Origin of the sequence: Cytobacillus sp. IB215665 (assembly GCF_033963835.1) — a bacterium.
In the GTDB taxonomy this organism is placed as follows: domain Bacteria; phylum Bacillota; class Bacilli; order Bacillales; family SM2101; genus Nanhaiella.
This window is the reverse complement of sequence record NZ_JAXBME010000036.1, coordinates 1-7,449: the sequence shown is the minus strand read 5'-3', so window position 1 is coordinate 7,449 and position 7,449 is coordinate 1. Positions and strand designations below refer to the sequence as shown.

At 35.7% G+C, this 7,449-nt stretch carries 9 protein-coding genes; 3 read left to right on the top strand and 6 right to left on the bottom strand.

Annotated features, from left to right (window positions below):
• Window positions 1-96: 96 nt before the first annotated feature.
• Complete coding sequence (gene thyX, locus SLH52_RS23115; RefSeq protein ID WP_320211553.1) at window positions 97-810, top strand: FAD-dependent thymidylate synthase; 714 nt, start codon at window positions 97-99, stop codon at window positions 808-810.
• A gap of 87 nt (window positions 811-897) precedes the next feature.
• On the opposite strand, the gene SLH52_RS23110 is transcribed toward thyX, so the two are convergent.
• Together SLH52_RS23110 and SLH52_RS23105 are read right to left on the bottom strand one after the other, a co-directional pair.
• Window positions 898-1,659 carry an SDR family oxidoreductase gene (locus SLH52_RS23110; protein ID WP_320211552.1) on the bottom strand — a complete coding sequence of 254 codons (762 nt, stop codon included), beginning with the start codon at window positions 1,657-1,659 and terminating at the stop codon, window positions 898-900.
• Window positions 1,660-1,828: 169 nt separating this feature from the next.
• A complete protein-coding gene (locus SLH52_RS23105) occupies window positions 1,829-1,990 on the bottom strand; it encodes a hypothetical protein (protein WP_320211551.1) in 162 nt (53 codons plus the stop codon).
• Window positions 1,991-2,107: 117 nt separating this feature from the next.
• Between SLH52_RS23105 and SLH52_RS23100 the strand changes: the two genes are divergently transcribed.
• A complete protein-coding gene (locus SLH52_RS23100) occupies window positions 2,108-2,557 on the top strand; it encodes a universal stress protein (RefSeq protein WP_320211550.1) in 450 nt (149 codons plus the stop codon).
• A 50-nt stretch (window positions 2,558-2,607) separates the two neighbouring features.
• Here the strand turns inward: SLH52_RS23100 and argH are convergent, their stop codons facing one another.
• Complete coding sequence (gene argH, locus SLH52_RS23095) at window positions 2,608-3,987, bottom strand: argininosuccinate lyase (RefSeq protein ID WP_320211549.1); 1,380 nt, start codon at window positions 3,985-3,987, stop codon at window positions 2,608-2,610.
• Window positions 3,984-5,189: an argininosuccinate synthase gene (locus SLH52_RS23090; protein WP_320211548.1), complete on the bottom strand. Its 1,206-nt coding sequence runs from the start codon at window positions 5,187-5,189 to the stop codon at window positions 3,984-3,986. The genes argH and SLH52_RS23090 overlap by 4 nt, the downstream gene beginning before the upstream one ends.
• 184 nt (window positions 5,190-5,373) lie before the next feature.
• On the opposite strand from SLH52_RS23090, the gene SLH52_RS23085 reads away from it, so the two are divergent.
• A complete protein-coding gene (locus SLH52_RS23085) occupies window positions 5,374-5,688 on the top strand; it encodes a hypothetical protein (RefSeq protein WP_214481624.1) in 315 nt (104 codons plus the stop codon).
• 137 nt (window positions 5,689-5,825) lie between these two features.
• Here SLH52_RS23085 and SLH52_RS23080 read toward each other — a convergent pair whose 3' ends face one another.
• Window positions 5,826-6,338 (bottom strand): MogA/MoaB family molybdenum cofactor biosynthesis protein, encoded by a 513-nt coding sequence (locus SLH52_RS23080; RefSeq protein WP_320211547.1) that lies wholly within the window; start codon window positions 6,336-6,338, stop codon window positions 5,826-5,828.
• Window positions 6,335-7,177 (bottom strand): EcsC family protein, encoded by an 843-nt coding sequence (locus tag SLH52_RS23075; protein WP_320211546.1) that lies wholly within the window; start codon window positions 7,175-7,177, stop codon window positions 6,335-6,337. Before SLH52_RS23075 ends, SLH52_RS23080 begins: the two co-directional genes overlap by 4 nt.
• Window positions 7,178-7,449: the final 272 nt, after the last annotated feature.

The window sequence follows — 7,449 nt, the reverse complement described above, 5'->3', positions numbered from 1 at the left end:
CCTTCTGATGAAAGGGTGAAGTGACTCGAGGGGATAGGCGCCTGGAGCTAGACAATTAAGAAACGCAGGCTGACCAAGACAATCAGGAGGTATATTATGAAAGTTGAATTATTTTCTCACACCCAGCTATCCAATAAAAAACGAGAACAACTAAAAGATGTACTAGACTTAGGAGTAACAGATGGCAAATTAGTTGCCTTTACCGCAATAAGAAACTGCTACTCTCACCTTTTACCAACCGACATTGTTGAACAAGAAGGGCATAGATACCTTAACAAACCTGCTACAGATGGTGGAAGTGGAAATGATATGGACAGATTAATACGACATATTGTACATAGCGGACATACTTCTACGATGGAACATATCTCATTTACGTTTGCTCTTGAAGGTGTTTCAAGAGCGCTTATGGCTCAATTAACGCGACATAGAGTTGGCTTTTCATATTCCATTGAATCTCAAAGGTATGTAAATTACGGCAGTGATAGTAAAAGTGGTGGCTTTACTTATTCAAACCCTGTTTCATTAAATGAAGAACAATTAGAAGTTTTTTCAACTTACATGGATGATATACAGAATATGTATAATAAACTAATAGAAATGAAGGTTAAGCCTGAAGACGCACGTGCTATTTTACCACAATCAGTAAACACAAATATTGTAATGACATGCAATCTAACATCTTTCTTAAGTTTTTATAGCAAAAGAAAGCCTGGTACTCATGCTCAGGCAGAAATTCAAGAACTTGCAGTTAAAATGCGAGATGAAATCTTAGATGTTGAACCTTGGCTTCAAGGATTTTTCGAGTAAAACCACACTTTACAATCAGGTGGAGAACCACCTTCACCTGATTGTAAGAACAATGGAGTTAAATGCTACAACCATAGTTGGTTTGTATTACCTAAATCTGTTTATTACATTTTCCCCACCTGTCACATCAATGATAGAACCCGTTATCATGTCTGAATCATCTTCACATAAGAAAGTAATCGTTCTTGCAATATCTTCTCCTGTAGCAGACCTACCTATTGGTGTGTGGTTCATACCTGTCATGTTTCTAGCATCCAAAATAGAAGCTTCCTTCATATCACCCAATATATTACCTGGACATACCATATTTGCAGTAATTCCATATGAAGCCTCTTCTAGTGCAATTGTTTTAGTTAGCGATACTAGACCAACTTTAGCTGCGCTGAACCCAGACCTATGAATCCAACCTTGAGCAGCATCAGCACCTTGGAAGCCATATGTAATAATTCGACCAAAATGTTGTTTTCGCATTATCGGGAGTGTTTTTTTGAGCAAATGAAAGACACTATTTAGATTGCCTTCAATCATTTCATACCACTCAGCCTCTTCATAATCTATGAGATTCTTACGTTCAAAAATATAAGGTCCTGCATTGTTAATTAAGAAGTCAATTCGTCCAAACCTCTCCATTGTTTTATCAACGAGTTGAATTAAATTTGTTTTATTCGTTACATCTCCTTGGATAAATTGCAACCTTTCGTTCAAGTGCTTATACTTATCTTGAAAATCTTTGACAGCTTGGTCATACGTACGATAATTCACCGTCACAGAGTATCCTTTCTCTAAAAGTTTTTCTGTTACTTTCCGACCAAGTCCCTTTGCCCCTGCAGTAATCAGCGCATGTTTCACAATTTCACCCTCCCCCTAAATATCATTACATGTATTTTTTCCAGCATTATTGGCTATGTTTTATATATGTAAAGTTGTACATTTTTATTATATTACAAGATGTTTCTCTTTGTATATTTTCCCAACCAAAAACACCATGACCTCTTAAGTCACGATGTCTTAGTTCATACTATTTATTATTAATATCCTCAGCTTCTTGTTGTTTATCATATTGTTGCTCAATCACACCACTTGAGTATGCCTCTGTAATTTGTTGACTAATTTCCTCTGAAGCCTCTTCGAAATAGTTATACTGATTTTTAGTACCTGTATTATTTTTATGTTTTTCCATTATCATCACCCCTTTTTAATTGTCATAATATTTTCAAGACATCATTAGTTTCTAATTTTTTTAACATGCTATACTGGTAATATAAAGAAATACTAATCCTAAGGGGTGATTTTTATTATGAGCATAACTTATAACAAAATTCTAGTAGCAGTGGATGGGTCTAAAGAGGCTGAATGGGCTTTTAAGAAAGCTGTTGAGATTGCCAAAAGAAATAATGCTGGTATTGTTCTAACACATATTGTAGATACAAGATCATTTGCCACGGTTGAGACTTATGACAGAATGATAGCAGAAAGAGCTGAGAAATATGCTACAGAACTCCTAGGAGAATATCAAGATCTAGCAAATAAGGCTGGTATAGAAGAAATAACTATTGATATAGACTTTGGCTCACCTAAAGCACATATTGCAAAAGAGATAGCACCTAAACAAAATGTAGACCTTATCATCTGTGGTGCTACAGGGCTAAGTGCAATTGAAAGGTTTTTTATCGGAAGCGTCTCGGAAGCGATTACACGTTATGCAAAATGCGACGTACTAATCGTTAGAACTGAAAAAGACATGTAACTTTTGAATAGTTAAATATAATAAATTATCCAGGGTTTTATAACCCTGGATTACTTTTTTTCTAAACGTAATTTAGCTTGTAATATTGCATTTTCAACTTCTCGAAACCCAGTCCCTCCTACACTGTTTCTACGATTTACAGCAGTATATGGGTCCAAATAATCAAATATATCTTCTTCAAATAAATGACATGCATTTTTGTATTCATTGAATGGTAGCTCTAACAAATAAAGTTTTCTCTCGATACATGTTAGTACAAGTTTGCCTACAATCTCATGAGCTTCACGAAATGGCAATCCTTTCGATGCTAAGTAGTCAGCTAATTCAGTTGCATTTGAAAAATCTTGCTTAGTCGCAGCTGACATTTGATTTCTGTTAATAACCATTGATGCAATCATGCCTGTGAAAATCTGTAGTGAACCAATAACAGTTTTTACAGTATCAAACATTCCTTCCTTATCTTCTTGCATATCTTTGTTATAAGCTAATGGCGTCCCCTTTAAGACAGTTAATAATCCAAATAAATTCCCATAAACCCTGCCAGTTTTCCCACGAATTAGTTCAGCCATATCTGGATTTTTCTTTTGTGGCATAATACTACTTCCTGTTGCAAAACGATCATCAATTTCAATAAATTGAAATTCTTGACTAGACCATAAAATCATTTCTTCACATAAGCGTGATAAGTGCATCATTAGCATAGAACTGTTACTTAAAAATTCAACAATAAAATCTCTATCACTTACTGCGTCTATACTATTTTCGTAAATACTATTAAACCCTAACAATGAAGCACTATATTTACGGTCAATGGGAAAAGTTGTCCCAGCCAATGCTCCAGCACCAAGCGGAGATTGGTTTATACGTTTTAATGATTCCTTATATCGAGTTTTATCCCTCTCAAGCATCCAAAAATAAGCCATTAAATGATGTGCAAAGGATATTGGCTGTGCTCGTTGTAGATGTGTATAACCGGGTATAATCGCGTCAATATGGTGCTCTGCTTGCGTAACAAGTGCAGCTTGGAATTGACAAATTAATAATATAATTTCATTCACATTTTTTTGTAAATATAAATGCATATCCGTTGCTACTTGATCATTTCTACTTCGGCCTGTGTGTAACTTCCCACCCACAGACCCTATCTCTTCAATTAACATTTTTTCAATATTAAGATGAATATCTTCTTCACCCACAGAAAAAGACAATTCATTGTTTAATGCTTTTTGTTGTAATAACAGAAGCCCTTGCTTAATCTTTTGAACATCACCTTCAGGTAATATTCCGCATTTACCTAACATTGTGACATGTGCAAGGCTACCCTCAATGTCTTCTTCTACAAGTTCTTGGTCAAAGGGAATAGAAGCACCGAACTCTTCAACCCATTCCTCAGCTGTTTTTGTAAAACGACCTCCCCAAAGTTTCTTCACACTGTCACCTTCTCATTGTTAACGATACTGCTCACTTTCGTAGGTAACCCCCACAGTGTTATAAAACCGACTGCTGAAGAATGATCAAAGTCATCCTCGGTAGAATAGGTTGCTAATTTTTCATCATATAATGAGTTTGGTGATTTTCTTCCTTCAACGATCGCATGCCCTTTAAATAATTTCACACGTACGATACCGTTCACAAACTGTTGTGTTTCAGCTAAGAATGCTAGTATCGCATCTTTTAATTGTGAAAACCACAATCCATTATAAATTAATTCAGTGAGCTGTTTTTCAATGAGTGGTTTGAAATGTGCCACTTCCTTGACTAATGTTATATCTTCTAGTTCTTTATGAGCTTTTATAAGTGTCATTGCTCCCGGGCACTCATACACCTCCCGAGATTTGATACCGACTAAACGATTCTCAACATGATCGATTCTACCTACCCCATGTTTTCCAGCTAATAAATTCAATTCTAATATAAGTTCAGCTAAGGAATATTTTTTGCCATTTAAAGATACAGGAATCCCCTTCTCAAAGTTAATTTCTACAATATCAGGTATATTTGGTGTATTGTCTATACTAGCTGTTAGTTCGTAAGCCTCTTCTGGAGGAGCTACCCATGGATCTTCTAGCACACCACATTCGTTACTTCTTCCCCAAAGATTTTGGTCGATGGAAAATGGACTATCCAAATTAACCGGTATAGGTATGTTTTTGTTTTTTGCATATGCAATTTCTTCTTCACGAGACCAACTCCAATCTCTAACTGGTGCTAACACTTCCAAATTAGGATTGAGTGCTTTAATAGCCACCTCAAAACGTACTTGATCGTTTCCTTTACCAGTACAACCATGAGCGACCGCAACTGCACCTTCAAGCTCAGCAACTTCTACTAGCTTTTTTGAAATTAGTGGTCTTGATAATGCAGATACTAATGGATATTTCCCTTCATATAACGTATGTGCTTGCATTGATATTAAAGCGTAATCATTTGCAAATTCCTCTTTTGCATCAATGACATATGATTTGATTGCTCCAACCTTTAACGCTTTGTCCTTAATAAATTGAAGATCCTTTCCCTCCCCAACGTCTAAACAACACGCTATAACACTGTACCCATGTTCCTGAAGCCATTTAATTGCTACAGAAGTATCCAAGCCACCTGAATATGCTAAAACAATTTTTTTATTAGTCATTTTAACTCTCCCTAACACTTTTTTGTATATTTATTCTTATTAATTTATATTTATTCATAAATGATAACAGCACTTTTAAAAGATTTCAATAGAATTTTTATAATAAGTACAAAAATTCTCTATTGGATAAAAAGAACTTAGTAATGTACAATAACGATAAGTAACTAGTCTTGGAGGAAGGTTAATGATAGAAAATTTTATAATGGATAAACGTTTAGGAATATCCATTCCTAAACTTCAGAAGAATTGGGAAGACTTTACTAAAAATGATCAGCAAGCAATATTGTTGCATTGGGAGAAGGTTCGAGGGAAAATCCCTGACCGTATTGCAGATTTAGAAAAGATAATAAATAACAAACAAGCAGCACTTGGAAATGAAAATGATTTTCAACGTTCATGCATACTCAATTCAGAAATAGCAGAATTAGCCTCCATTATTAATGATTTATGGCTATGGTATCGAATCAACCAAAATGTAACCGAAAAAATACATGTATAGAGAAAAGCGGAGCAGACTGATCAGACTCGACAAGCACTGGAAGCCATCAAACCGAAGGCGCTTTTTTGCCTTCGGTTTGATGGTTGAAGTGACTAGAGAGGATAGGTGCGCATGTTAGCACTGCAATTAAATAAATACTATAAGTCCTTTCTTATTTCACGGACTACATGACCGAGCTCCGGAAGAATAAGTTTATTCATTGCAAGCTTAACGGCTCCAGAAGAACCAGGAGTAGAAAAAATTGCTGTATCACCTGCTACTCCAGCTATCGCACGTGATAGTATTGCTGCAGAACCGATATCTTCAGTGTAGCTTAACATTCTAAACAATTCCCCAAAACCTACTATCTCCTTGTCTATCATATCTTTAACTGTTTCAATAGTCACATCTCGTCTTGCAATCCCGGTGCCGCCATTTGTGAGAATAACATCAATATCTTGTCGATCACACCCATCTATTATTGAACGTTGAATAAGCTCCTGATCATCCTTCACGATGTCATAATCAACAACTTTATGACCACCATCCTTTAATAAAGAGATCATTAATTGTCCACTTTTATCTGTCATTTTATCTCTCGTATCACTAATTGTAATCACTTTACATCTAACCAGCTTTGGGGCCTCTTTTTTATGTTCTATTGTGCTCATAAAGGATTCCCACCTTTCTTATGTAGGTATGAGTATTGGTAATATTTTTGTGCAAAGGTTGTAACATTTCTAGTTAATTGATAGTTTATACCCGCACCAATCGCTATACCGACAATTGGTATTCCTTGAATCATTTTTCTACGGAAAAAGTAAATCATCATTGTTTTTAGTATCTGTTTAAGAGGTTGGTCCAGCCACTCTTCATTAATTAGGTTTTCATTCCCTTCATAAAAAAATGACTGAGTTGAATTTTCTATTTCGTTCAACAAATTCCCCCATGCATTGCCTTGTAATCTTTTTGGAAGTGTCGCACCGTGAAATACCTTCAATGCTGTCATCATTTCGGAAGGTGTATTTATTTCATTGCCATATGACATCGCAATTAATTGAACTGCTCTTAAGTTAATAATTAACATAAGAGGTAAATCAATTCCTAAAAACGGTGCTCCTCCTGTACCAGTAACCCCACCTTGGACAAAAGAATACAATCTACTCTTGGCAACTTGCTGTTCACATAAATATGTAAGCTGATCTATGGATAATGTTTGTAAATCCGATAATTGATTTATGTCTTCATCAAATAACCTTGCAGAAGTAATGATTTGTTCTCTCGTATCTATTTGTGGCTGTGATCCTTGAATCATTGCATGTAAATGAAATAACCAGTTATCCATCTTTACAAAAAACTCTGTTCTTATATCATCAGGAAGAAGTTGAAAAGATTTATGCAGCCATTTATCATATAATAATTCAAAGTCTGTCGGGTTCATTTGAGAGAATCGACTTTCCCAAGCAATTATATCATTTAAAACTTGTTGTTCACGATCAGTCACTGTCATCTTATTCCTCCTATTTCCAAACTTAGCCTTTTATTATTATAACATGCTTACTAATTAAGAAAAGCGAAGCCGACTGTCAGACTCGACAAGCGTTGGAACCTTTACGACAGAAGACGCTTTTTGTCTTCTGATGTAAAGGTGAAACGACTCGAGAGGCTAGGAGGCGGAGCTAGACAACAAGAAAAGCGCATGCGCCTTGATCATCCCCAACAAGCACTGGAAGCATTTCACATGAAGGCGCTTTTTGCCTTCGGGTGAAATGGTGAAGTGAC

Excerpts from the sequence above, each read along its gene's own strand:
- thyX (WP_320211553.1), top strand. The coding sequence starts at position 97 with ATGAAAGTTGAATTATTTTCTCACACCCAGCTATCCAATAAAAAACGA.
- SLH52_RS23105 (WP_320211551.1), bottom strand. The coding sequence starts at position 1,990 with ATGGAAAAACATAAAAATAATACAGGTACTAAAAATCAGTATAACTAT.
- SLH52_RS23100 (WP_320211550.1), top strand. The coding sequence starts at position 2,108 with ATGAGCATAACTTATAACAAAATTCTAGTAGCAGTGGATGGGTCTAAA.
- SLH52_RS23090 (WP_320211548.1), bottom strand. The coding sequence starts at position 5,189 with ATGACTAATAAAAAAATTGTTTTAGCATATTCAGGTGGCTTGGATACT.
- SLH52_RS23085 (WP_214481624.1), top strand. The coding sequence starts at position 5,374 with ATGATAGAAAATTTTATAATGGATAAACGTTTAGGAATATCCATTCCT.
- SLH52_RS23080 (WP_320211547.1), bottom strand. The coding sequence starts at position 6,338 with ATGAGCACAATAGAACATAAAAAAGAGGCCCCAAAGCTGGTTAGATGT.
- SLH52_RS23075 (WP_320211546.1), bottom strand. The coding sequence starts at position 7,177 with ATGACAGTGACTGATCGTGAACAACAAGTTTTAAATGATATAATTGCT.